1 protein-coding gene is annotated in these 1,475 nt (G+C 60.5%); it reads right to left on the reverse strand.

The window, feature by feature from the left end; translation table 11 throughout:
• Positions 1-19: 19 nt before the first annotated feature.
• The gene (locus tag J8I82_RS37640; RefSeq protein ID WP_209765690.1) at positions 20-1,348 is read right to left on the reverse strand and encodes an IS4 family transposase; all 1,329 of its coding nucleotides are present in this window, start codon (positions 1,346-1,348) and stop codon (positions 20-22) included.
• Positions 1,349-1,475: the final 127 nt, after the last annotated feature.

A 1,475-nucleotide genomic window follows, 5' to 3' on the forward strand; every position in this document is an offset into this window, starting at 1 on the left:
GCATTTCCTTATACGGAAGTCATGACTCTTCCCGCAGTGCCTGAATGGTGAGCGCGGCGTCCATGGTTCGCTGCATGCCGATCCAGATCGTCTTGGCACCGGGCTCTCCATCGCTCTTGCGCCCAAGGAACCCACCCAGGGAAGCAACCAACCGAATCATCTGATTGAGTGTGACCGGTGTCTTCGGGCGTGCCTTCTTGGCGAGCACGTATGCTCCCCGAATTTCGTCGGCGTCAAAGAACAGGGACGCATCCAGTTCCGGGCAAATTCTGCCCAATCGCATCAAGCGGGCAATGCGCCAAGCTACCACCATATACAACGCCAAGGCCCGCTCCACACGATCCATGTGCGAGAGCTGTAGTGCTTCGACCTTGCAGCCAGTCTTCAGGACATGGAAAAACATCTCCACCTCCCAGCGGGCTCGGTACCACTCGACGAGTTCGATGACAGCATCGGCGTCCTGCGCTTCTCGGTTCGTCAACAACCGCCAAACCACTGGCTTGACGCCTGCGGGCGCTCCGATCTCCGTTGCCTCTACACAGGTGAACTCCGCCCCGACCAGACCCGGCAACTTCACACGTTGGGCGCGTAGCTCCTGTTGGACCTCGCGCGCCTTCTGGCCTGCACGCCCCGGCAAGATAAAGGTGATTTCCCCAAGTACCGGGCTGGCTCCGACGCTATCCCACAACTTGCCGCCCTCGGCCAGGTTGCGGTTGTGTTGGCTGCGGATCAACCAGTCGGCCGGTTGGCCACGTTCCTGGGCGCGCGCCATCAACTCGGCAATATCACCCTCGCGGTCTGTCACATACACCAGCCGTGTCTGCGGCAATAGCGCGGCTTGCTCCGCAACCCGTTCATATCCTTCAACCCAACGTACGCTTTCCTTGATCCCGCCCCGGTTGCCATCGGCGTCCTTGGGCTCCCGAGCCCACATCCAGGCATCGATCACCCCCAGCGGTTCACGGTCAGGCGTCACCGCGTAGGTCGGATGCAAAAACATGCCCCGCTGGGCTTCATAGGTCAACGGACCCAGCCCGTCGATCTCCTGGCCATTAAAGTTCAATTCGGTTGTATCAGCGATGCACAGCACCACCGGAAACTGCGCGGCCCTCGCTGCAGTGCGCTCCCAATGGGGCTGCATCACGTCCCGCCAATCGATCTGCTCGTTGCCGAGAAACCGATATGCCGCGATGGTTTGCGACCAGTCATCGCATGCGCCGGGGATGCTCGCCGTCGGCAAAGCCGCAAACCGCTTGAGCAGCTCCTTGGCGCGCCGATCCCGCCGCGGATCACCAAGATCCAGACTCTCGAATTCCTCGTCCACCCATGCCCCCGACTCGTTGCTCATTGCTGCACGAAAATCCGAGAGTAAACGCGAGTCTGGCGAAGTTAACAACCCCCTTACCTCGAAATTCCCAGGGCCTCAGGCTCCATGCCTCGCTGCGGAGACGGTCCTACTTCCGTATAAGGGGATG

Source organism: Cupriavidus consociatus (genome assembly GCF_017814975.1).
Taxonomy (GTDB): Bacteria; Pseudomonadota; Gammaproteobacteria; order Burkholderiales; family Burkholderiaceae; genus Cupriavidus; species Cupriavidus consociatus.

Coding starts and splice junctions, on each gene's coding strand:
- J8I82_RS37640 (WP_209765690.1), bottom strand. CDS start 1,348: ATGAGCAACGAGTCGGGGGCATGGGTGGACGAGGAATTCGAGAGTCTG.